The sequence below is a fragment of the Anaerotignum sp. genome, from assembly GCF_031981185.1.
Lineage (GTDB): Bacteria > Bacillota > Clostridia > Lachnospirales > Anaerotignaceae > Chakrabartyella.
The window spans coordinates 10382-34605 of record NZ_DALYUL010000017.1; the positions used below are offsets into that span (position 1 = coordinate 10382).

The 24224-nt window shown below is 41.7% G+C and carries 22 protein-coding genes and 1 other annotated feature; of the genes, 17 read left to right on the plus strand and 5 right to left on the minus strand.

Annotated elements, in window-relative coordinates; genetic code table 11:
- Positions 1-275: 275 nt before the first annotated feature.
- The 3 genes from alaS to rpoN all read right to left on the minus strand — a co-directional run bounded on the left by alaS (position 276) and on the right by rpoN (position 6603).
- Positions 276-2918: an alanine--tRNA ligase gene (gene alaS / locus RTK36_RS10565; protein ID WP_312046981.1), complete on the minus strand. Its 2643-nt coding sequence runs from the start codon at positions 2916-2918 to the stop codon at positions 276-278.
- Between the two features lie 67 nt (positions 2919-2985).
- Positions 2986-3208 (minus strand) — a binding site (T-box leader).
- A 504-nt stretch (positions 3209-3712) separates the two neighbouring features.
- Positions 3713-5149 carry a MocR-like pyridoxine biosynthesis transcription factor PdxR gene (gene pdxR, locus RTK36_RS10570; protein WP_312046984.1) on the minus strand — a complete coding sequence of 479 codons (1437 nt, stop codon included), beginning with the start codon at positions 5147-5149 and terminating at the stop codon, positions 3713-3715.
- 20 nt (positions 5150-5169) lie between these two features.
- Entirely contained in the window at positions 5170-6603 is a 1434-nt protein-coding gene (rpoN, locus tag RTK36_RS10575; RefSeq protein ID WP_312046986.1) for an RNA polymerase factor sigma-54, read from the minus strand.
- Positions 6604-7030: 427 nt separating this feature from the next.
- On the opposite strand from rpoN, the gene rsxC reads away from it, so the two are divergent.
- The 17 genes from rsxC (at position 7031) to RTK36_RS10660 (ending at position 22225) form a co-directional block, all read left to right on the plus strand.
- Positions 7031-8422, plus strand: coding sequence for an electron transport complex subunit RsxC (rsxC, locus tag RTK36_RS10580; RefSeq protein WP_312046988.1), 1392 nt, complete (start codon positions 7031-7033; stop codon positions 8420-8422).
- Between the two features lie 18 nt (positions 8423-8440).
- Positions 8441-9403: an RnfABCDGE type electron transport complex subunit D gene (locus RTK36_RS10585; RefSeq protein WP_312046991.1), complete on the plus strand. Its 963-nt coding sequence runs from the start codon at positions 8441-8443 to the stop codon at positions 9401-9403.
- A complete protein-coding gene (locus RTK36_RS10590) occupies positions 9400-9939 on the plus strand; it encodes an RnfABCDGE type electron transport complex subunit G (RefSeq protein ID WP_312046998.1) in 540 nt (179 codons plus the stop codon). The genes RTK36_RS10585 and RTK36_RS10590 overlap by 4 nt, the downstream gene beginning before the upstream one ends.
- The gene (locus RTK36_RS10595; protein ID WP_312047000.1) at positions 9939-10538 is read left to right on the plus strand and encodes an electron transport complex subunit E; all 600 of its coding nucleotides are present in this window, start codon (positions 9939-9941) and stop codon (positions 10536-10538) included. Before RTK36_RS10590 ends, RTK36_RS10595 begins: the two co-directional genes overlap by 1 nt.
- A 17-nt stretch (positions 10539-10555) precedes the next feature.
- Positions 10556-11134: an electron transport complex subunit RsxA gene (gene rsxA, locus RTK36_RS10600; RefSeq protein WP_066046665.1), complete on the plus strand. Its 579-nt coding sequence runs from the start codon at positions 10556-10558 to the stop codon at positions 11132-11134.
- Positions 11135-11153: 19 nt separating this feature from the next.
- Positions 11154-12050, plus strand: a complete 897-nt coding sequence (gene rnfB, locus RTK36_RS10605) for an RnfABCDGE type electron transport complex subunit B (RefSeq protein WP_312047002.1) — start codon at positions 11154-11156, stop codon at positions 12048-12050.
- A gap of 481 nt (positions 12051-12531) precedes the next feature.
- Positions 12532-12789: a DUF4321 domain-containing protein gene (locus tag RTK36_RS10610; protein WP_066046661.1), complete on the plus strand. Its 258-nt coding sequence runs from the start codon at positions 12532-12534 to the stop codon at positions 12787-12789.
- Between the two features lie 207 nt (positions 12790-12996).
- Complete coding sequence (locus RTK36_RS10615) at positions 12997-14025, plus strand: rod shape-determining protein (RefSeq protein ID WP_312047004.1); 1029 nt, start codon at positions 12997-12999, stop codon at positions 14023-14025.
- A 46-nt stretch (positions 14026-14071) separates the two neighbouring features.
- On the plus strand, positions 14072-14917 hold the full coding sequence (gene mreC / locus RTK36_RS10620; RefSeq protein WP_312047006.1) for a rod shape-determining protein MreC: 846 nt from the start codon (positions 14072-14074) through the stop codon (positions 14915-14917).
- Positions 14914-15426 (plus strand): rod shape-determining protein MreD, encoded by a 513-nt coding sequence (mreD, locus tag RTK36_RS10625; protein WP_312047008.1) that lies wholly within the window; start codon positions 14914-14916, stop codon positions 15424-15426. The genes mreC and mreD overlap by 4 nt, the downstream gene beginning before the upstream one ends.
- A 95-nt stretch (positions 15427-15521) precedes the next feature.
- Positions 15522-18359: a penicillin-binding transpeptidase domain-containing protein gene (locus RTK36_RS10630; protein ID WP_312047011.1), complete on the plus strand. Its 2838-nt coding sequence runs from the start codon at positions 15522-15524 to the stop codon at positions 18357-18359.
- 14 nt (positions 18360-18373) lie between these two features.
- Positions 18374-19006 carry a septum site-determining protein MinC gene (gene minC, locus RTK36_RS10635; protein WP_312047013.1) on the plus strand — a complete coding sequence of 211 codons (633 nt, stop codon included), beginning with the start codon at positions 18374-18376 and terminating at the stop codon, positions 19004-19006.
- 143 nt (positions 19007-19149) lie between these two features.
- Positions 19150-19947 carry a septum site-determining protein MinD gene (gene minD, locus RTK36_RS10640; protein WP_312047015.1) on the plus strand — a complete coding sequence of 266 codons (798 nt, stop codon included), beginning with the start codon at positions 19150-19152 and terminating at the stop codon, positions 19945-19947.
- Positions 19948-19980: 33 nt separating this feature from the next.
- Positions 19981-20265, plus strand: coding sequence for a cell division topological specificity factor MinE (gene minE / locus RTK36_RS10645; protein WP_066046648.1), 285 nt, complete (start codon positions 19981-19983; stop codon positions 20263-20265).
- 103 nt (positions 20266-20368) lie between these two features.
- Complete coding sequence (locus RTK36_RS10650) at positions 20369-21517, plus strand: FtsW/RodA/SpoVE family cell cycle protein (protein ID WP_312047018.1); 1149 nt, start codon at positions 20369-20371, stop codon at positions 21515-21517.
- Positions 21514-21909, plus strand: a complete 396-nt coding sequence (locus RTK36_RS10655) for a methylglyoxal synthase (RefSeq protein WP_066046645.1) — start codon at positions 21514-21516, stop codon at positions 21907-21909. The genes RTK36_RS10650 and RTK36_RS10655 overlap by 4 nt, the downstream gene beginning before the upstream one ends.
- Before the next feature lie 4 nt (positions 21910-21913).
- Complete coding sequence (locus tag RTK36_RS10660; protein WP_312047020.1) at positions 21914-22225, plus strand: DUF1294 domain-containing protein; 312 nt, start codon at positions 21914-21916, stop codon at positions 22223-22225.
- Between the two features lie 228 nt (positions 22226-22453).
- Here the strand turns inward: RTK36_RS10660 and spoIIR are convergent, their stop codons facing one another.
- Positions 22454-23137, minus strand: coding sequence for a stage II sporulation protein R (gene spoIIR / locus RTK36_RS10665; protein ID WP_312047022.1), 684 nt, complete (start codon positions 23135-23137; stop codon positions 22454-22456).
- Between the two features lie 56 nt (positions 23138-23193).
- Positions 23194-24224 (minus strand): Ger(x)C family spore germination protein (locus RTK36_RS10670; RefSeq protein WP_312047025.1); only part of this gene is annotated, 1031 nt, incomplete at its 5' end.

Genomic DNA, 24224 nt, shown 5'->3' on the forward strand with positions numbered 1-24224 from the left:
CACCCCTATTACGCATAATCATTCACCCAACAAATAAACGTCCTCATTAAGCGCACATGAAATAGTGTTCTACTTTACAGTATGCCCCCAAAAAGCATATCTCAGAAGATTTATAAAATCTTCAAGAATTTTTTAATGGTTTGTAATATAGAAAAAATAGGTGCCAATATATTTGGCACCTATCAAGGTTTTTTACTTATCCATTCGCTACTGGCAACTTAAAAAGCTGAAGGAAAACTATCTTCAAAGGGTGCCGCTTTCGCCGACACCTAAAATTACTTTATTTGCTGTGCAATGGTTTCTTTTGCAACTTCCAATGCCTCACCAATCTTAGAAGCATCTTTACCACCTGCCTGTGCCATGTTGGGACGTCCGCCACCACCGCCACCGCAAGCTGCTGCTGCCGCCTTAACAATGTTGCCTGCATGGGCACCTTTTGCAACGGCATCGTCTGTAGCCATTACCATTAGGTTCACCTTGCCCGCTGCACCACCTGCCAAAACAACAATGCCACTGCCCAGTTTATTCTTCAACTGGTCACCTAAGGTACGCATACCGTTGGCATCTAAATCTTTTACTTCCGCCGCCAATACAGCAACGCCTTTGATGTCTGTTTTTGCATTTAAAATATCCTCAACGGCACCACCAGCCATTTTGGCTTTCAGCTTCTCCAACTCTTTTGCCATTTCTTTCTGCTCAGCCATCAATTGTTCCACACGAGCTACCAGCTTATCAGGAGTTGCTTTAACCAAACGAGAAATTTCTTTCAATTCCTCTTCCTGCGCCTGATAGTGCTTCAATGCTTCACTGCCTGTCACTGCCTCAATACGGCGTACACCTGCTGCAACACCATTTTCAGAAAGAATTTTGAATGAGCCTGCTTGGGCTGTGTTTGTCAAATGGGCACCGCCGCAAAGCTCCACGCTATAGCCCCCCATGTCAACCACACGCACAACATCGCCATATTTTTCGCCAAACAAAGCCATTGCTCCTTTGTTTCTTGCTTCTTCAATACTCATTTCAGCTGTATCAATTGCATAGCTTGCAAAAATTGAATCATTCACCATTTTTTCAACAGCCTTCAATTCCTCATCAGTCAAGGCTGTAAAATGGGTAAAGTCAAAACGCAAACGTTCAGGGCTTACATAAGAACCAGCCTGCTCCACGTGGGTGCCCAAAACAGTTCTCAGTGCTTTTTGCAGTAAGTGGGTTGTACTATGGTTTCTTGCCGTTGCCATACGTCTTTCCCAATCCACTGTAACGACAGCCTTCGCATCAACAGAAACTGAACCCTCAGTCACCTGTCCTACATGGGCAAATTTCCCACCGATTACCTTAATACAATCTGTTACCGTTACAAGGCCCTTTGCAGTTTTAATGGTTCCGTGATCACCAACCTGACCGCCACTTTCTGCATAACAGGGTGTACTGCTGAGGAAAACAGAAACACTGTCGCCTTTTTGTGCCACACCTGCAACTTCATTATTTGCAATCAAGGCAACAATTTTGGCATCAGAAACTTCCTTCACATCATAGCCGGCAAAGCTTGTCTCCAATTCAACGGGAAGCTCATGATACACTGTTTCCGCCGCTCCCATATAAGTGGATTTCCCTCTTGCCGCTCTCGCTCTTTCTTTTTGCTGTTTCATCTCAGCGGCAAAAGCTTCTTCATCCACATCCATGCCAGCTTCTTCTAAGATTTCCTTTGTCAAATCAATGGGGAATCCATAGGTATCATACAAACGGAAAGCTTTGTCACCGCTCATTGTTGTCTGACCAGCTTCCTTCATCTCTTCCATGTCTGACTTCAGGATTGCCATGCCGTTATCAATGGTTTTATAGAAGCTGTTTTCCTCGATGGAAAGAATTTTATAAATATATTCCTGCTTGTCCACCAACTCAGGATATGCGTCACCACTACATGCAATTACAGATTTAGAGAGCTCTGCCAAAAACTCTCCTTCAATTCCAAGAAGTTTTCCATGGCGTGCCGCACGGCGAAGCAAACGGCGAAGTACATAGCCACGTCCTTCATTAGAGGGCAAAACACCATCAGCAGTCATCATCGTTACAGAACGGATATGGTCTGTGATGACACGAACAGAAACATCGGTTTTGGCAATTTTACCATACTCCACATTGGCTTTTTGGCAGATTGCATCGCGAATAGATTTCACTGTGTCCACATCAAAAATAGAATCTACACCTTGCAAAATTGTTGCCATACGTTCCAAGCCCATACCAGTGTCGACATTTTTTTGGGCAAGCTCTGTATAGGTTCCGTCTGGCTCAGCATTAAACTGTGTGAGTACCAGATTCCAGAACTCCATATAACGGTCACAATCACAGCCCACACTGCAGTCCGGACTGTCACAGCCGTACTTTTCCCCTCTATCATAGTAAATCTCTGTACAAGGGCCACAAGGGCCTGTGCCGTGCTCCCAGAAGTTATCGGCTTTGCCTAACTTTTTGATTCTGTCACGAGGCACGCCTACGATGTTATGCCAGATATCACCTGATTCATCGTCTTCTTCATAAATAGTAACAAAAAGCTTATCCTGGGGAATGCCCAGAACCTCTGTCACAAACTCCCAAGACCAAGGGATAATTTCGTTTTTAAAATAATCTCCAAAAGAAAAATCACCCAACATCTCAAAAAAAGTGCCGTGGCGCGCTGTTTTTCCAACATTTTCAATGTCACCTGTACGGATGCACTTCTGACAAGTTGTTACTCTTTTGCTGGGGGGAACTTCCTGCCCTGTAAAATACGCCTTCATTGGCGCCATGCCTGAATTAATCAGCAGCAAGCTCTTGTCATTGTGGGGTACCAAAGGAAAGCTTTGCAAACGCAAATGCTCTTTGCTCTCAAAAAAGGAAAGGAAAGCTTCTCTTACTTCATTTACACCCATGTATTTCATTGTATTTCCTCCTAATCATTTCATCTCATTTGTTCTTTGGAAAAAAATAAGCCCCCGATCACTAAGGATCAGGGACGATTAAACCGTGGTACCACCCTGCTTACGGCATAACGCCGTCGCTTTCATGCCGTTAACGCCGGCCTGCGCCGCAGCATACTCTAAATTCCGCCGCAGAGCTGTGAATATCCAAAAAGACTGCTTCTTTAACGGGCACCTGAAAACCTTCCACCAAATGGTTTTCTCTCTGTATCGGCCTGATGTTAAATACTCCTTCTTTTTATGGCTTTTTTCAATTCATTCAGTTAAGAAGATTATAGTAAGTCCCTTTTCGTTTGTCAAGTAAAAGGCGCATTAACCATAGGATGTTGAACAAGACTTGCACCCTTGCTATTTCATCTGTTCCATAGAGTACAAAATATTTGCAGATATATGAACATACCAGATCATACTGTTTACTAATATTTCCAAAACGCACAAATAATATGTATGTTTTTCTTTTCAATAGGACTCTAAAAATAATATAGAATTTCGCTTTAAATCAAACATAAGAATCCCCTAAATTTCCCATTTTCTACTGACAAACCATATCCAAAGGTACATAAAATATCAGGTCTAAAAAAACAATAAGCTCCGCTGTAACGAGATTGCTTTTACTCATTTGGCCTCAACCCCCCACCTAATTCTTTGGAGCTTGCTCCGCCAAACAGTGTACATACAGATAGGTTTCCTTCGACAATACATGACATACCCATAGTCTTTCCAAAATAAACTTCAACCAAAAGTATCCTTGTTTTCTAAAACAGTTTTTTCATCGCCATGTTATCAATGGTTTCACTCATACGCTTTAGTCCTACCTCGATTTTACCATCTTCCAAGCCACAAAAACTCAGACGGATATGATCGCTGTCTCTGCCGCTGATTTCAAATTGGCTCCCCGGGGTAAGAATGACATTCTTCTCCAGCATACGGCTACAAAAGGCCTCAGCACCTATTCCTTCAGGCAGTTTTATCCAAAGGCTAACCCCTCCGTTAGGTAACGAGAAGCTGGCTCTCCCCGCCAAATATTTTTTGGCAAAGGAAAGGGTATGACGGTATTTTTCCCCGCCGAAACCACGCATGGTTTTTGCATGCTCCTCCCAGCCATTCTCCTTAAAATATTGCTCCATGGCTTTTTGAATAAAGCCTGAGGTGGAGATATCCGTAGTATATTTTGCTTCCATGACCCCTTGGTGGATCTTTTTGGGCAAGACCATAAGACCCATACGAAGGCCGGGCATTAATATTTTTGAAAAACTTTTAATATAAACCACTCTATTTTTATAATCCAATGCTTTTAAAGGCACCGGCGCTTCTTTGCTATAATAAAAGTCGTAGAAATCATCCTCTTCAATGATATAAGTATCATACCTTTCTGCCAATTCCAGAAGGCGGCGCTTCTTTTCCAAAGAATAAGAAATTCCTGTAGGTGTTTGAAAATATGCCATCATATAAATAAACCTTGGACGGTACAGCTTCAAGTAATCTTCTAAAACCGACATTTTCATACCATCGTTTTCCATGGGAATTTCAATTAGCTTTGCTCCTCTTGATAAAAATGCCCCTGCCGCACCATAAAAAGTGGGGCTTTCCACAAAAACCACATCTCCAAAATGAATCATGGCCTTGGAAATTACATCTATTCCCTGCTGGGCACCTGATATGATCTGTACACTGTCCGGCGTTGTTTTAATGCCATAAGCTTCTATATAGCTACAAAGCTGTTCTCGCAGCGGTTGATACCCCATACTATCCGTATATCGAAAGGCCCCACCCTTTTCCCTCTCCAAAACCTCATCAAAGGCTTTCTTAAAGGCATCGACAGGAAACAACTCATGGGGCAATGATGTATTTGCAAAATTAATTGCCTTATCAAAGGAAATTCCCACTTCAAAGCTATGGAGATTCCCTTTGGCAACAGGGGATGGAATCGCCTCAACGGGCAAAGGGGATACAAAGGTTCCACTGCCCTTTCTGGAATAAACCATTTGTTTGCTTTCCAAATGCTTATATGCCGTAACCACCGTAACATTGTTTACGCCGTACTCCTCCGCCATTTTTCGTATCGGCGGCAATTTGCTGTCCGGTGCAAGGCTGCCTTGGGAAATCAGCCTGCCAAGTCCATCAGCCAATTGCTGATATAAAGGGGACTGACCTTCTTTATCTAATTTTATGTGAAAAATTGTATCCGACATAAAAATTCTCCCTTAACAACTTACTCGTAGCGTTTTCTGCCTGACGCTCCTGCAATGCCCATACCCTCACGATATTTTGCTACGGTTCTGCGGGAAATCTGTATGCCTTCCTTTTGCAGTGCTTCCGTCAGCTCTCTATCGCTATAAGGCTTCTTTTTATTTTCCCCCTCAATCATTAACCGAATTTTCTGTTGAATGCTATCGGCGGAAATGGTGCCTGTTTCTTCCGAAGACAATGCCTTGGAAAAAAAAGAACACAATGGAAAAATTCCTCTGTCACATTGGAGATATTTATCCCTTACCGCTCTACTTACCGTGGATTCATGCACCTGCATGCACTCGGCAATATCTGCTAAGCGTAATGGCCTGATCTGTCCATCAGGACGAATAAAAAAATCTTCTTGATGATTCACAATGCATTTTGCTGTTTCAAGCAAAGTGCTTTCTCTTTTTGAAATACACTGAATTGCCCATTCCGCCTGCTTTAATTTATTGGAAATAAATTCTTTAGCATCGTCAGAAGCGCCCTCTCGCAGTATTTTCAAATAGGATTGACTGATAAACAATCTTGGAGAGGAGGAGCTATTTACCGTGACCAACAGTTCTCCTTCTTGCTTTTGTACAAATACGTCTGGCAAAATATACTCTACGGGTTTTTCACTTAAAAATCCACAACCGGGCTTTGGCTCACAGCTTTTTATTTCTTCAAAAGCCTCCCTAGCTGCCTCAAGGGTCACTTTCAGTTGTTTGGCAACGTAGCTCATCCTGTTTTTTGCCAGATCAGTTAAATATTTTTCTACCATAATAATGGCAAGGGGAGATGCATTCTTTTGCTTAAGCTGAATCAAAAGGCATTCCTGCAAACTTCTGGCTCCAACCCCCGGAGGATCAAGGGATTGAAGAAGTCCCATGATATCTTCGCTGCAGCTACCTTTTAAATGATATTTTTTTTCCGCAGCTTCCAATGCACCCTTTTCTAAATAGCCACTTTCCTCTGTGCTTTCCGCCAAAAAGCGCAACACACACTTTACCCCTTCATCCACATTTAATATATTGATTTGGAACAAAAGATATTCCCGAAGGCTCTCCCGCTCTCGCTTGCCGATGGAATCTCTTTCATCCCGCTCATCCTCTTGCTCAACACGATACATACTGCGATTTTGCTCATCTGCCTCTTCCAGCCATTCCAGCTTGCGTAGCAGCTTATCCTCTTTCACAGCCTGCTCATCAGAAAGCTCCTGCCATTCTAAGAGAGGATTCTCCTGTGTCAGCTCGTGAATGTACTCCGTAAGCATAATTGTATTCATCTGTAAAATCTCAACAGACTGCTGCATTCTTTGAGATAAAATTTGCTTTTGTGCTAACTGCAAGGATAAATCCACGGTATCACCCTCTCCACTTATATTTTTAACAATAAGTATCTCTCGTCTTTGGCACTTTTTTAATTTTATCACAGTTTCCACTAAAAAAAAAGCTACATTTCTGCCATGTTGTAAAGAGTTTTCTGTTTTCGACACTTTGTTTTTGTCTAATTGCCTTAAAAAAATAGGGTAAAAGCCTCACCAATTATGGTAATATATTTCATTTACAATTTTAGATAATAATAGTAAACTAAAGTAGGTCTTAATATTTAGCATACAAATTGATTGTATGCCTTTTCTATGCGTACAAAATAAGGTGAACCCATGTTTTTATTGAGGGATTTTGATAAAACCTTTTTCGCAATAATTAGCTTTTGTAGTTTTTTTTACAAATATGTTGTGAAAACTTCATTTTTGTATTAAAATACTGCTGTTGTACGTATAGTTCTATCATTTCTTGAAGGTATAACTAATCTTCGCGCTTCCCAAGCGCAAAAAACACTTGACAGAGGGGGATAATATGCAAGCTTTAACGTTCAAACGTGGAGTTCATCCGCCTGATGGAAAAGCTCTGTCCGCAGAGCAGCCTATTCAGGTGATACTCCCAAAGGAAAACTCTGAGTTGTTCTACCCCATGAGCCAGCACATCGGCGCTCCTTGTGAGCCTCTTGTTGCTGTTGGTGATCATGTAAAAGTTGGTCAGAAAATCGCAGAGTCACCCGCATTCATGTCTTCTCCAATTTTCGCTAGCGTATCCGGTGAAGTTGTGGACATCCGTCCTATGCTTGTTCCCGGCGGCGTAATGGTAAAATCCATCGTTGTGAAAAACGACGGCAAAATGGAAGAAATTGAAGGCCTGAACCAGGGAAAAGACTACACCAAAATGACAAACGACGAAATTCTTGCGGCAATTAAAGGCGCCGGCGTTGTTGGTTTGGGTGGTGCTGGTTTCCCTACCCATGTAAAACTGAACCCACCCAAGGATAATCCCATTGATTATATCTTAATCAATGCGGCAGAATGTGAGCCATACCTCACATGCGATTATCGTTTAATGGTGGAAGAACCAGAACGTATTGTGAAAGGTCTGCAGATTATGCTGAAACTGCATCCCAATGCAAAAGGCGTAATCGGCATTGAAATGAACAAGCCTAAGGCAATTGAAATCATGACAAAGGCTTGCGAAGGCATCAGCAATATTGTTGTTCAGCCCTTGGTAACAAAGTTCCCTCAGGGTTCTGAAAAACACTTGATTTATGCCATTACAAAAAGAGAAGTAAAATCCGGTGCTCTGCCCGCAAGTGCAGGCTGTATCGTTGATAACGTGGACACTGTTCTTGCAATTGAAAGAGCTATCGTAAAAGGTAGACCTTTGATGAGAAGAGTAGTTACCGTTTCCGGACAAGGTATCAAAAACCCTGGCAACTACAAAATCCGCATTGGTATGACCCTGCGTGATTTGGTTGATGCCATTGGCGGCTTTAACGAGGAAAATCCTCCTGTGAAGCTGATTGCCGGTGGTCCTATGATGGGTCCTTCTCTGTATACTTTAGATGTATCATCCGTAAAAACAACTTCCGGTTTGCTTTGCTTCACAAAAGAAGAAGCATACATTCCTGAAGAAAGAAACTGCATTCGTTGCGGCAAGTGTGTTGACCACTGTCCAATGGGACTTATGCCTTTTATGCTGAATTTCTTGGCTCTTAAAGGCGATGGCGACGCTTTTGTTGCACACCACGGCTTAGATTGTATCGAATGTGGTAGCTGCTCCTATGAATGCCCTGCAAAGCGTCAGCTTGCCCAGTCCATTCGTGCAGTGAAGAAAATTGAAGCAGGTAAAAAAGCGGCCGCGGCTGCAGCTGCAAGAGCGAAAGCTGAAGCAGAGGCAAAAGCCAAAGCTGAAAAGAACTGAGAAGGGGGAGAATAAAACATGGCTAATTTTGTAGTATCCGGTACCCCTCACGTACGTTCTAAGGAATCTATCCAGAGCATCATGCGTGATGTAATCATCGCTTTGGTTCCTGCTTCCGTGATGGGCATTTATTATTTCGGCTTGAAAGCACTGATGCTGATGGTTGCTGCCATTGTATCCGCTGTTTTCTTTGAATGGCTTTATCAAAAATTATTAAAAAAACCCATTACAATCAGCGATTTGAGTGCTGTTGTAACAGGTTTGCTCTTGGCAATGAACTTGCCTGCTGCTGCACCTATTTGGGTTGCAATTGTAGGTAGTGCATTTGCAATTATCTTTGCAAAACAGCTTTTCGGCGGTTTGGGTCAGAACTTTATTAACCCCGCACTTGCCGGTAGAGCTTTCTTATTGGCATCCTACCCTACCGAAATGACCTCTTGGACATCCTCCGGTAACTTCGGCGTAGATGCTGTAGCAGTTGCAACACCTTTGGCACAGCTGAAGGGCGGCGTAATGCCAGATGCAAGCTTTACAGATGTTTTGGTTGGTAATATCGGCGGCTGTTTGGGTGAAACCTGTGCCATCGCTTTGATTATCGGCGGAATCTATCTGATTGCAAAGCATGTAATCAACTGGAAAGTTCCTGTAATTTATATCGCAACCGTTTTTATTCTGACCGCATTAATCGGCAGAAAAGGTCTGCGTGTTCCTGTTTATGAAATTTTTGCAGGCGGTTTGATGTTAGGTGCGTTCTTTATGGCAACGGACTATGCATCCTCTCCTGTAACATCTAAGGGACAGATTATCTTTGCCCTTGGCTGTGGTTTATTGACAACATTAATCAGAATTTTTGGCGGTTATCCCGAAGGTGTATCCTACTCCATCCTGATTATGAACCTTACTGTGCCCCTGATCGAAAGACTTACAGAGCCTACTATCTTTGGTGCACTGCCTAAAGTAAAGGAGGCGAAAAAAGCATGAACGTAAAAGAGATCATAAGACCTGCTATAGTATTGCTGATTATCGCCGGCGTTGCAGCGGCAGCTTTGGGTGCGGTTCAGTCCATTACTGCAGAACCTATCAGATTGCAGGAAGAACAAACAAGATCAGCTTCCATGAAGGCAGTTATGCCCGATGCAAGCTCCTTTGAACAAATTAAAGATGTAGAATTAACAGGTTCCTTGACTGCTGTATATAAAGCAGACAACGGCGGCTTTGTTATCACTACTGAGCCTGGCGGCTTTGGTGGTGCTGTAAATACAATGGTTGGCATTGATGCAGACGGCGTAATCACTGGTCTGCGTGTTACAAAACACTCCGAAACACCTGGTTTAGGTGCAAAATCAACCGATCCTTCCTTCTACGATCAGTTTGCAGGCATGTCCGGTACACTGGCTGTAACAAAGGATGGCGGCGAGGTTGTTCCTATTACTAGCTCCACAATCACTTCCAGAGCCGTAACAAGCGGTGCAAATGACGCTTTGGAATGGTTTGCTGCGAACGGAGGTGCTTATTAATGGCTAACCCATTGAAATTAATTAAAAATGGTTTGATTGACGAAAACCCTACCTTTGTGCAGGTTATCGGTATGTGTCCTACTTTGGCTGTAACTAGCTCTGCTATTAACGGTATCGGCATGGGTCTTTCCACTGCAGCGGTTTTGATTTTCGCAAACCTTTTTATCTCTATTTTGAGAAAAATTATTCCTGACAAAGTAAGAATTCCATGCTTTATTGTAGTTATCGCTACATTCGTAACAATCATTGAATTCTTACTGAAAGCATACCTTCCTTCCCTTAACGCATCCTTGGGTCTTTATATCCCTCTGATCGTAGTTAACTGCCTCATCTTGGCAAGAGCAGAAGCATTTGCTTTCAAAAATGGTCCCGTTTCCGCTATCTTTGATGGTATCGGTATGGGTCTTGGTTTCACAGTTGCTTTAGGTGTTTTGGGCTTGGTTCGTGAATTCATTGGTGCAGGCACATTATTTGATTTCACTGTACTTCCCGCAGCATTCCCCAGAACATTACTGTTCGTTATGGCTCCCGGTGCTTTCTTTACATTGGGCTGTCTGATGGCTGCTTTAAATCATTTCAGAAACAAGAAAAAAGCTTGAGAAGGAGGGGAAATTAAATGAATCTAGTTTTATTGGTTTTAGCCGGGATTTTCGTAAACAACTACGTATTATCTCAGTTCTTAGGTATCTGCCCCTTCCTCGGTGTTTCTAGAAAAATTGAAACAGCAGTAGGTATGGGTGTAGCCGTTATCTTCGTAATGTCCTTGGCAGCCGCAGCAGCATGGCTTGTTTATGCTCTGATTCTGGTGCCCTTGAACATCACCTATTTGTATAACATTGCGTTCATTTTGGTTATTGCATCTCTGGTACAGTTCGTTGAAATGTTCTTAAAAAAGGCTGCTCCTGCGCTATATCAAGCACTGGGTGTATTCCTTCCTTTGATTACAACAAACTGTGCAGTATTGGGTGTTGCCGTTTTGAACATGCAAAAGAACTATAACTTCATCGAATCCGTATTAAACGGTTTTGGTGGTGCAACAGGCTTCGCTTTGGCGATTGTTCTGTTTGCAGGTATCCGTGAAAGAATCGCAGACAATGATACACCGAAGGCCTTTGATGGGTTCCCTTTGGCACTGCTTACAGCAGGCCTTATGTCCATCGCGTTCTTAGGCTTCTCCGGCTTGATCAAACTTTAATGCAGGGAGGGTGACAAAAATGGACATATTAAATATTATGTATCCGGTCCTTAGTATCGGTGGACTTGGTGTAGTTTTTGGCGCAGGCCTTGGCATCGCCGGTGAGGTTTTCAAAGTAGAAGAGGATCCTAAAATTACTCAAATTTTAGAGGTTCTCCCCGGCGCAAACTGCGGTGGCTGTGGATTCCCCGGCTGCGGCGGTCTTGCAAGTGCAATTGCTGCTGGAAACGCACCTGTAAACGGTTGTCCCGTTGGTGGTGCTGCTGTTGCTGAAAAAGTAGGTGCAATTATGGGTGTTGAGGCTTCTGCTTCCGTCCCCATCGCAGCATTTGTTAAATGTGGTGGCACCTGCGAAAAAGCAAAAGAAAAGTATGAATACTTCGGTATTGATGATTGTAACATGGCTGTTCAGTTGGCTTCCGGCGGCGCAAAAAGCTGCTCTTATGGTTGCTTAGGACTTGGTAGCTGTAAAAAAGCTTGTGCTTTTGATGCAATCGAAATTCAAGATGGAATTGCAGTAATCGATAAAGACAAATGTGTTGCTTGTGGTAAATGCATATCCGCATGCCCTAAGCATATCATTGAGCTTCTGCCTGCTAAGAATAAAGTTAAAGTTCAGTGTTCCTCTAAGGACATTGGCAAAAACGTAATGCAGGTTTGCTCCGTTGGTTGTATTGCATGTAAAATTTGCGAAAAGAATTGTCCTTTTGACGCAATCCATGTAATTGATAACCTGGCAGTCATTGATTACGATAAATGTAAAGCTTGCGGTATTTGTGCGAATAAGTGTCCGAAAAATGTAATTACGGGCAAAAAACCCGCACCTCCTGCTCAGGCTGCTCCTAAAGCGGAGGCTCCTAAAACAGAAGCCCCCAAAGCAGAAGCTCCTGCAAAGGAAGAAGCAAAAGCTGAATAATTAATCCGTATTAGATAGTCCCTTTTTGTAAGTTGAAAAACTTATAGAAAGGGGCTTCTTTTATTGAATTACTGCCATTTAATTCCCATGGTACTTTAGATGGTAGAGTCTATGTTCTGGGTAGAATTATGTTTTCATGATATCTCATCGATAAATACTTAATTCGTCCAAGATTAGGCAGGAAAATTCCTGACACCTTTATAGATTGGCTTACAGAAGGATTTCACCCTGCGAAGCAGCAAATAAATCTAATAGAAAATATACGAGGTTCTTTTGGAATTAGCAAATAATTTAATAGAATGCATCAGGGCGCTATCCAACGATAGGTTTATAGCAGTTCTTTTTTCATAGATTTTTATTTTTTTGTTCCCTTTACCCTATTTTCCAAATATGGTATAATATCTTGCAATGAGTAGCAGATTAAAATATTCTGTTCTACGATGTAGCTGCATCGCTCAAAAGAAGTTAGGGGGAGACAATTTTGAAGGGGCAAACAAAAAATGTTTGGGTGCTGGTTTTATTTCTTTTAGCCGGCGTTGTTCTTGGAGGATTTATTGGCAGCCTTTTTGCAGACGTGCCTGCGCTAAGCTGGTTGACCTACGGCAACAAGTTTGGGCTTACCTCTCCGCTGGTTCTTGATATCGGCGTGCTTACCCTACAGTTTGCCATTACCATTCGATTTACCATCGCGGGAATTATTGGCATTTTCGTTGCATTCATGGTATACCGTAAGCTGTAATTATCATAGCCGCCTGGCGGCTTTTTTTCTGTCGTTTTTTACAGATTAGAAAAAGAGCCCTTTTCGTGAAAATGGAAGTCAATTTTTATTGAAAAGATTGATAAAAAGAGTTATGATAGAATATAAGGCTTTTATAGAAATATTACTTATTGCCAACAATGAAATCTGTGTTGAACAGTTTCTCTTATAATAGAAAGGGGCTTTAAAATGTTTTCTAAGGATATGGGTATTGACCTCGGTACCGCTAATACATTGGTATATATGAAAGAAAAAGGCATCATTGTAAATGAACCTTCAGTTGTTGCCATCAATACACAAACAAAAGAGGTTCTTGCCGTGGGAAATGAAGCAAAAGACATGATTGGTCGTACACCCGGCAATATCGTTGCCATTCGCCCCATGAAAGATGGTGTTATTGCAGATTTTGATGTAACCCAGGCGATGTTACGTTATTTTATCAATAAGGCATACGTTCGTTCCATGTTTGGACCAAGACCACGCATTGTAATTTGTGTGCCCTCCGGAGTTACAGAAGTGGAAAAAAGAGCTGTTTTAGAGGCAGCCATCGCTGCAGGCTCTAAGGATAAAGACACCTATTTGATTGAGGAACCAATGGCTGCATCCATTGGTGCAGGGCTTCCCATTGCAGACCCCACCGGTAGCATGGTTGTTGACATCGGCGGTGGTACAAGCGAGGTAGCCGTAATCTCCCTTGGTGGAATCGTTACCAGTACCTCCTTACGGGTAGCCGGAGATGCCTTGGACAATGCTATCGTGAACTTTATTAAAAGAGAATTTAACCTTGCCATTGGTGATCGTACAGCGGAGGAAATCAAAATTACCATCGGCTCTGCCTATCCTTTGGAAAAAGAAGAATTGATGGAAATTCGCGGTAGAGATTTAATCAGCGGTTTGCCCAAAACCATTGAAATCACCTCTATTCACATTCGTGAAGCATTAGGTGAACCGGTAAACTCCGTCATAGAAACCATTAAACAAACACTGGAAGCAACCCCGCCGGAATTGGCTGCCGATATCATGGAGTTGGGAATCACACTAACAGGGGGCGGCGCCTTACTGAGAGGGTTGGACAGACTGATTTCTACCGAAACTGGAATGCCCGTTCATATTGCAAATGAACCACTCAACTGTGTTGCAATGGGTACAGGTCTTGTTTTGGAGCACATAGACAAATTGAAATCCGTGCTGATCTCTCCCAGAAAAGCACTCTTTTAATCGAAAAATTTGCGGGTAACCCCTAGCCTTGAAGGAGCGTTTCACTTTGATTCAATTATGGGAAGAACATAAAAAGAAAATTATTGCTGGTTTTATCATCATCATAACTGTTATCGCATTATTTGCAGGCGGAAAAAACATGAATGCCACTTTGCTGGAAAGCATTGTTGGTTTTGTTGTTACGCCCTTTCAGGATATCACAACAGGTATCGGAAATTGGGTAGAAAGCACTTCTGACTCCGCTAAGGATAAAACCACTCTTTTAGAGGAAAATGCTCAGTTAAAAGAAGAATTGGCAAAACTACAGGATGAAAGCAAACGCTTGGAGCAATATAAAAAAGAAAACATAGGATTATCCGCATTGCTTAAAATTGCACAGAAATATCCTGACTACAAAAGTACAGGAACAAAGATTATTGCAAAAAATCCCGGTGTTTGGTACAACACCTTTACCACTGACAAAGGCACAGCAGATGGGGTATCAGCAAATATGATACTCATTGCCCCCGGTGGCGTAGTTGGTAAAATACTGGAAAGCGGAAGTAATTATTCCAAAGCCCAATCTATATTAGACAGCAGAAGCGCTGTACCTGCTATGAGTCTGCGCACCGGTGATTTAGGCGTTGTAAAGGGTGATTACACCCTGATGCACAACGGCCTATGTAAGATGGAATATATCGACGGCGAAGCCCAAATTGCAGTGGGTGATGAAATTGTAACATCACAGCTTTCCGAGATTTATCCCGAGGGACTCTCCATTGGCAAAGTAACAAAAATTGAAACTGATGCCAATGGGTTGACAAAGTATGCAATCATCGAGCCCTTTGTTGATTTAAAACATTTGGGCACACTTTTGGTTATAGATAAAAACACAACGGAGGAAAACCCTTGAGAATCCTTGTTACAGCCCTAACGGTATTGATTAATTTCATATTGCAGACAACTCTATTTCAATATCTTGCTATCCAAGGAATTTTTCCTAATACCGCATTGATTATTGTTGTTTCTTATGCCCTTTTGCGAGGCAGTAAGGAGGGCTGTATCACAGGCATCTGCACAGGGCTGTTGTTTGATATCTTTTTTGGTACAGCCAAAGGTTATTACCTCCTTTTATTTTTGTGTATTAGCTTTTTTATCGGAAAAAGCCAAAAAAATTTCTATAGAGAAAATTATCTCCTGCCCATTATTTTTTGCACCTTCGCTGCAGGGGCGTATGAATCTATTCACTTTATCACAGAACTGTTGTTACGTAAGGACGGAAATCTTTTATTCTTTATACTAAAAGTACTTCTTCCTACCATTGTTTACAGCGCAATTGTTACAGTGCCCATTTACCGGGTTTTATTTGGCATCAACGAGTGGTTGGAACTGAAAGAAAAATACAGATACCGTCTATTCTAGGCATAAAATTTTGAAACAGGATACTTTCCTTCGGTGTCGCATACACCACCGATAAATAATTCCTGAATATTCGTCTGTTTCAATAGGAGGAACCGATGAGACATTATTTAGACCATTTTCGTGAACTATGTAAAAGCAGAATTTTCGTATTACTCTGCGGAATTTTTATGCTTTTTTTCATATTGTTACTGCGTTTATTCTCTTTGCAAATCATCCATGGCGAAGAATATGATGCTTCCATCACTGCCAGCGTATCCAAAACTGTAAATGTCCCTGCACCCAGAGGAAATATTTACGACCGCTACGGCAGGCCTTTGGCAACCAATACCGTGGCATATTCTGTTCAAATTGATGATAGTATTAGCCTTGATTTGACAGCATATAAAGAAAATCTGATTCTTGCATTAACAAAGGAATTATGGGCAAAGGGAGCGACTCCCTTAGATACGTTGCCAATCTCCTCATCTGCGCCATACAGCTTTACCTTTGATGGCACGGAACGGGAACAGAAAAAAGCAGAAAAGTCGTGGAACGAATCTCAAAAGATTCCTGATGCAATAAAGGATGATGGTGCTGGCGCAGTCCTTAATTATTTATTTGAAAAATATCATGCTCCTGCTGCCTATACCATGGCACAGAAAAGAGCATATGTTTCATATTGTATTTCTTTAAGTGACAAAAACATCATGGCTTTAACCCTTGCACTGAAGTTAACAGAAAACGGCGAAACTCCTTCTGACGAACTTCCTTTGGCAAGAGAATACCCCTATACCTTGCAATTTAATGAAAATCAAACCAGAGAAGAAAACTGGAAAGAAAGTATGGGTATGAAGGATGAAGAACTTCGCTATGATTCTCTTCAAACGCTGGACTACTTACGGGATTACTTCGGTCTACCCGAGGGTTTACCTACGGATATTGTAAGAGACACCTTAGGAATACGCTATTCTCTGTATCTCCAACGGTATCAGCAATATAAATCCGTTACTGTTGCTACAAATATCAGCGAAAAAACCTTGGCTTATGTGGAAGAAAATCAAGATATTTTCCCCAATGTTCTTGTGGATACCGTTTCCTTACGAGAATATACCAATGGGCCATACTTTGCTCATATTTTGGGATATATCCGCCAAATGACGGAAGCTGATTATGCATTGTATAAAAATGATTTAGATGCAGACGGTAATCCTATCTATACCCAGACAGATATCGTAGGTCAAACGGGCATTGAAAAGCTTTACGAGCGTCAGCTTAACGGTACTGATGGTAAGGTTTCCATAGAAGTAGATAACCAAGGGCGCCGTATGAGCGTCATTGATTCCACCGATCCCACTCCGGGTAAGGATATCTTTTTAACGTTGGATAGCGAGCTGCAAAAAGTGGCTTACGACACCTTAGAAGCTCAATTACGCAAATCCATCATCGGTAACTTGACCCACTCAGGAAAAAATTCAGTCTCCATCATTGATATGTATATTGCTATGATAAAGGCAAATCATATTTCTGCCGCAAAGCTTATGCGGTCTACTGATGGTGTGCAAAAACAGGTATTTGATCGTTTTATGGCAGCAAACCCCGATTTCTCCAAGGAAGATGAAGACGCTATTTCCAGAGTGCAGGCCTATTTGTTGGATAGCGTGGCTCGGGGCACTTTCTCCACAAGAGAAGCACTTCTGGTAGCCATCGAGCAAGGCACTTTAACTGCCACAGAGGAGGAAAAATCCGCCCTGCAAAACGGCCATATTTCTCCCCTAACTATGGTATTGAATAAATTAAACAGTGGTGAATTCAGTCCTGCAGATACAGCTTTGGATCCTTGTACAGGTGCTGTTTTTGTGACCAGGGTAGGTACTGGTGAGGTTTTAGCCAGCGTATCCTATCCTTCCTATGATAACAACCAGTTGGTTAACAACTTCAATAATTCCTACTATAACGACCTTTTACAGGACGGAAATACCCCTTTGGTAAACCGTCCGTTAAAGCAGAAAAAAGCCCCTGGCTCCACCTTTAAAATGGTAACAGCCTTAGCGGCACTGGAAACAGGTGTAATCACTCCCAATACCTATATTCGAGATGGGGGCATCTTTAAAGATGCAGGAACGCCCTACGCTCGTTGCTGGCTTTACAGCAACAACGGAGGAACCCATGGCCTATTAGACGTAGCATCCGCTCTGGAGGTATCCTGTAACTACTTTTTCTACGAAGTAGCCTTCCGTATGGGCAATGCAAAAGATGGCACAACAGAGTCAGGTATTACTACTTTAAATGAATATATGGCTGCATTCGGTTTGAACTCCTTGACAGGCTTGGAATTAGACGAGTATGCTCCTACCATGGCTTCACCTTACTACAAGGAACGCATCGTAAAAACCTTTAACCCCGATGCTACCACAAGCCAAACCCGCTGGACAGATGGTGATACCATCCGTGCAGCCATTGGGCAGTCGGTAAACAGCTATACCCCTGCGCAAATCGCAAAATATATTTCAACCCTCGCCAATGGAGGTACTTTGTACCGTTTGCATATGATTGACCAATTGCAGAATCCTGATGGCTCTTTGTATTACAAAACAGATGAAGTTGCTGAAAATATAAAGACCTTTCAAGATGTAAACCTGAAGAAGGTTTATCAAGGTATGTATCAGGTTGCATCGGGCACCAGAGGTACTTTACGCCACTCATTTAGCGATTTCCCTGTAAATGTTGCCGTAAAATCAGGAACCGCCGAGGAGGATAAAACCAGAAGTTCCCATACTTGGTTGGTTTGCTTTGCGCCCTATGAAGACCCTCAAATTGCCATTACCGTTTTAATTCCTTTTGGTGAAGGCAGTGGTACACCGGCGCCCGAAATCGTTAAGGCGATTGTTACAAAATATCTAGGGTTAGACTATACTCCCGAAAATACCAATTTACAGACTGTTATGACACAATGATACAGGAGGGTATTATGAATTTAGAAAACTATGTAATATTTAAAGGAACAAAAGACGGGGTAACCGTACTTTTTGACGAGGATGCACCGTTTGAAGTTCTTTGCGAACAATTAGATAAAAAGGTTCAAGAAGCAGGAAAATTTTTTGACAACGTGAAAACCTCTCTGGCATTTAAAGGCCGCACTTTCTCCGATGAGGAAGAACAGCGACTGCTTGGTATCATAACAGAGCATACAACAATGGAAATTACTTTTCTGAAAACAGAAAATAACGAGCTTTTGCATTTAACCAATTTATTGGAAAAGGAAATGTCGCCTCACAATTTAACAAAATTTCATAAAGGCTCTTTGCGAAATGGCCAAAGAATTGATTTTGACGGAAGTGTTGGTATTATAGGTGACGTAAACCCTGGTGCAGAATTGAAGGCTACAGGAAACATTATCGTACTGGGCCAATTAAAAGGCATGGCACACGCAGGATGCCAAGGAATGTCTGATGCATTTATCGCTGCTGTTTATATGGCACCCGTTCAATTAAGAATTGGTGACATCATTACCCGATTCCCCGATGAGAATAAACGAGGAATTAAGTCTCCAGAATACGCTTTTGTACAAGAAGGGCAAATTTTCGTCATGGCGCTGTCGTAAAATAGGAGATCTTTTCTGTTTTTACTAAAAAAAATGGATGCAAATCTTGCTAGTTTTTGTTAATATAGTAATATATACGAAGCTCCCTATATAAATACGTTTGGGAGAAAGAAAATTTGACTTCTGGATTAGGAGGAACATAGATGAGTGAAGTAATCGTAATCACCAGTGGTAAGGGCGGTGTAGGAAAAACAACTACAAGCGCAAACCTTGGCTGCGGTTTAGCGGTATTGGGTAAAAAAGTTGCATTAGTTGATGCTGATATTGGTCTGCGCAACCTGGATGTTGTTATGGGCTTGGAAAATAGAATTGTTTATGACTTAGTGGATGTTGTAGAGGGGAACTGTCGCCTGAAGCAAGCATTGATTAAGGACAAGCGTTATGACGGACTTTTTCTTTTGCCAGCAGCCCAAACAAGAGATAAAGATGCCGTTTCTCCTGAGCAAATGCAGAAACTTTGCGGAAGCTTAAAGGAGGAAGGCTTTGATTTTGTTATCATCGACTGCCCCGCAGGCATTGAACAAGGCTTTAAAAATGCAATTGCCGGTGCAGATAGAGCCGTTGTGGTAACCACACCGGAGGTTTCTGCTGTGCGCGATGCGGATCGTATCATCGGTCTGTTAGAGGCAAATGGTTTAAATAACCCAATGCTCATTCTTAATCGTTTGCGCATTGATTTGGTACAAAGAGGCGATATGATGAATATCGAGGATGTTACGGAGATTTTGGCGGTTGATATTCTTGGAGTTGTGCCCGATGACGAAGCAATTGTCATTGCCACAAACAAAGGCGAACCTGCGGTTTCCAATCCGGAATCCAGAGCGGGACAAGCTTATCGGAATATCGTTCAAAGAATCTTAGGTCAGGAAGTTCCCATTATGACCTTTGAAGAAGAGCCTGTGAGCTTTTTTGAAAAGCTGAAAGGCCTTTTCCGCCATTAAAATCTTACTATCCAAACGAAAGGATGTGTCCCCATGGATTTCTTTAGCTTCTTTAAAAAGAAAAACGCACCGCCTTCCGGCAGCGTTGCAAAAGATAGATTGAAACTAGTTCTGGTTCACGATAGGGTAAACTGTTCCTCTCAGGTTCTTGAAATGTTGAAAACAGACATTATTAAAGTGATTTCCAACTATATGGAAATTGACGAAGAAGAACTGGATATCCAGATTACACAGACCCAATCCGAAGAAAATAACGGAACTGTTCCTGTTCTGTATGCAAATATTCCCATTAAAAGCATGCGCAAGATGCAGGATTAAAAATACAAGCGAGCCGAGAAAGGAGTGCAACTTTGCCCCTATTCCCTCGGCTTTCCTTGTTTCAGCAATACGGGGCTTATCCCCGGTTGGAGGAATTTGATTCATGGAATGGAAAAAGTATGTTCAAAATTTTGATTTGCCCCTTTTGGTTGCCATTGCAATTCTCACCTTATTTGGGTTGATTGCAATATCCAGTGCCACCCACATAAACCTAGGGGAAAGCACTACCTTTGTGATTAAGCAAGCTGCGTTTTTTATCATTGGTATACTATTGATGCTGGTTGCGGCAAATGTCGACTATGAATATTTTGCTCAGTTTCATATCCCAATTTATTGTTTCAATCTGCTTTTGCTTTTAGCAGTACTTTTGCTGGGTACTGGTGCAAAAGGTGCAGTAAGATGGATTGCCATCGGCCCCTTGACCATACAACCATCAGAATTTGCCAAAATAATGATGATTATTTGTATGGCGCAAATGATTAAATTGAATTACAATAAGATAAACAGCCTGCCTTTTTTGGGATTTCTTTTCGCTTATATCATGATTCCCATTGTGTTAATCCAAAAGCAGCCTGCCCTTTCTGCAAGTATGGTACTCATTGCAATTTTTTGCATCCAGCTATTTGTGGCAGGTCTTAGCTATACCTTTATACGAAATGTGGCCATCCTTACAGTGCCCCTAATTGTATTCATCCTATGGGATGTTGCCAGAGATCACCCGCTGATTATGGATAAAATTTTTGAGCCTCATCAGTTTAACCGTGTGCTCTCTTTCGTAGATCCAAAAAGAGATGCAAGTCTTTACTATCAGACGGAAAAATCCATTAGTGCCATTGGCTCTGGGCAGTTTACAGGACAGGGACTTTTTAACGGTACACTGAACCAATTAAGCTACCTACCTGAGCCCCATAATGACTTTATTTTTTCTGTCATCGGTGAAGAATTTGGATTTATCGGCTGTATATTTGTTTTGGGAGTCTTGCTTTTTATTGTATTTCGTTGTATAGTAATAGCAATATCATCCAGAAATTTATTTAGTCAGTTAGTAGTGGCGGGAATCGCCGGAATGTTTGCATTTCAAACCTTTGTAAACGCCGGTGTTGCCCTTGGTATTTTGCCGAATACTGGTATGTCCCTGCCATTTGTCAGCTACGGCGGCAGCTCCATGTGGACAAATATGATTGCTGTCGGGTTGGTTTTAAACATAAGAAAAAAAGAAACAAAATCATTGTTTGAGGGAGGATTGTTATGAATATCGGTTTGATCGCCCATGATAATAAAAAGAAATTAATGGAAAATCTTTGTATTGCCTACAGGCATATTCTTTGTAGACACGACATTTATGCAACGGGCACCACAGGTCGTCTTGTTGAGGAGGCCGCAAATTTGGTTGTGCATAAGTATCTCTCCAGCCGTTTAGGCGGACAGCAGCAGATGGGTGCGCAAATAGTAAATAACGATATTGATGTTATGATATTTTTAAGAGATCCTGTTTCTCCACAGGATTATGAATCTGAAATCAACTCCATCTTCCGTTTGTGTGATATGCATAATATCCCCGTTGCCACGAATTTGGCCACCGCAGAGGTGCTCTTATTGGCATTGGATAGAGGAGATTTGGACTGGAGAAACGTGGTGAGATAACTTTATGAACGAGATGCATTTTAATGGCATATTCTTTGCCATACTAGTGGGCTATTATCTTTTGATAAACCTCATTATGTATGGAACCATGGCTTTTGATAAAAAAGCTGCCATCAATCATAAACGTAGAATTCCAGAAAAGAATTTTTATCTTATGGCAATCTTAGGTGGCGGCCTAGGTGGTTTGCTGGCTATGATGTTCAAGCATCATAAAACACGCCACATGGACTTTATCTTTGTTTTTACTCTAACGGCCCTACTGCATATCCTTGTAATTTTCTTTATTATGGGGAAATTTGTAGTTACCTTTGGTTAAAAGCATACCATATTTATTTGCTATAATGTTCTTCTATAAAATGGTCTGCATCATAAGTTTATTATTGCAAAATAAAAGCGGATATACTTTTTAATAATAGTATATCCGCTTATTTTATTCGGTTTTATATATAAAAGCAGTTTCTTCCCCCCTCAACAAGCCCTTTCAACTTAATAGGCTTGTTAGGGGCTTTCTTTTGTGAGAGGGAATCACAAAATTCAAAAAAACTTACTCTCTTTCTTGCCACCATTCCACAACTTTGAATTTTATTTTGGGGGTTATCTTCTCCTGCTCCATCGCAGTAACAACTAAGAACTCCTCATCGGTTAATGTGTTTTTCAATCTTTGGTGACTTTCCCCTGTGGAAAACCCCCAAGATGCATCAACATAGCACATCTGCGGATAGAGTACACACCACCAATTATGGCCTTCAGCTTCACCAATTTCAATGCGTAAGGCGTCATAAACCCCTGCAGGGAAAATTAAATCATCATAGCGTTTAAAAGGAAACTCTTCACGGGCCAGTGATACCCTTACCGGATAACTATAACCCTGCGCAATAACTTCTTTTTGTGCTGTCTTACAGATTTCTTCTTTTGCAGCACTTAAAGCAGCTAAAGTTTCTTCCTTACTTTCACAAGTGGATAAAAGCTGACCATACTCTTTTAACACCTGATCCCTTACCTTTAATTTCAGTGCCTGATCCTCATCAGAGTCACTATTGGCCAATACATGAAAGCGTACAACCTTAGCAGAGATTCCCCCTTGAATCATCTGGGAATAGCCCTTGGTCCAGTGGGCGCCAAATGCTGCGCTAAAACAAACACCAATCACAACGGCGGCACACCAGTACCACTTCTCTTTTTTCCAAAGTTCCTTTACTATTTTTCCAAATTCATATATTCTCTCCATACCCTCACCCTTTTTTCTTTGTTAAAGGGATGATTACCATTTTTTACATATTTTAATCAACGAATTCTTCCAGTATCTCGAATTTTCATCTCCGGCTCTATGGTAATTGTTACATCCTTCCAAAAATCACCTGAGTACTGGGGATTTTCACGGCGTAAACGCACTGCCAAACCAAGAAACTCTGCTGTATTATGCTCTTTGGCAATCTTTAGTGTATTTTCTACTTCTGATTTTACAATCTCATTAAAAAAATCTTCCATTTTCTTTGATCCTTTTTCGCTAAATGCATCTGTGTTGGTATTTCCCAGAAGTTCTCCATACAAACGCAAATGAATATTACAGGTGGTTGTTCCATCCTGCTGGGTGTTAAAATCATATTTTACATGACTGCGAGAAACTCTCAATGGAATTATCTTGCCATCAGACTGGGCATCTATCACCGCACCTTCAGCTTCTCCCAGCAAAAGCAAGTAACCCTGCTCCTCTTTTTCATTTAAAAAAGTAAGCAACTTCGTATCAGTCAAAGCAACACCACCGCCTAAATAGAGCCCTTTCTCCTCTGGTTGAATTCTTGGCAAAACACAGGAACCTTTGCGCTCTTTTAGCTCTGTAAAAAAGGTGTCCATATCCAGACCTTTCGTCACGCCAACTTCCTTTGCGGTGTTTTTAAAAAATTCCCAAAGGTAGAGGCCTGTGCCATCATCCTGCTCCAACATAGCATCTATACACGCCTCTGCCGTGGATTCCGTTCCCAGAACTGTCACTTTTTTGGAAATATCCTGACTACGTTTTAGCTCCTCCAGTAAAGACTTCAACATTTCTTTATCCTCTAAAATATCTCTTCCAAAAACAATCATTTTTAATTGTCCCAACTCTGTTTTCCGTGAGTTTCGACTGTCATTGAAAGCAATAGCATCAGCTAAAGTTTTTCCTTGGCATACCATCTTTTCAGGTTCCCGATCCTCCGTCTTTGCAGGTGCGAAGGATATGGTATAGCCGGCTTCTCCCTTATCTACCCCCATGGTTATCATATATTCTCGATCCTCAGGGTCTCTTTTGTCCCAACAGCCCGTGGTAATAAAAAGGG